1 protein-coding gene is annotated in these 328 nt (G+C 31.1%); it reads left to right on the top strand.

Features of this window, described 5'->3' with window-relative positions; translation table 11 throughout:
* Nucleotides 1-84: 84 nt before the first annotated feature.
* A partial coding sequence (locus H4O21_RS28725; RefSeq protein ID WP_220495904.1) for a hypothetical protein occupies nt 85-328 on the top strand: 244 nt, incomplete at its 3' end.

Genomic DNA, 328 nt, shown 5'->3' with positions numbered 1-328 from the left:
GCAAATTGCACTTCGTGTTTTCAAACGATTAAGACGTGGTGCAGAAATAGCAATTAAATCAAGTTCAATAGGAATATAGTGGGTATGGAAATAGACAATCTTATAACAATACTTTCAATCATTGGTTTGACCAGTACTGTTTTCTATGCGATGTTTCGCGTAAGCAAATATGCGTTCTTATTAAATATCACTATGCTTTCATTTCTCGTTTTCTATATTTCTGAAGGAAATGAATTTGTATCGATATTATTGTATTTAGTTTGTCCTCTTATGCTAATTAATACAGGACTGTATGTTTTTCTTCATAAAACTGAAAACGCACAAAATG

The organism is Oceanospirillum sediminis (genome assembly GCF_014164585.1).
GTDB classification, from domain to species: domain Bacteria; phylum Pseudomonadota; class Gammaproteobacteria; order Pseudomonadales; family Halomonadaceae; genus Oceanospirillum; species Oceanospirillum sediminis.
This window is presented reverse-complemented; position numbering and strand designations above follow the sequence as displayed.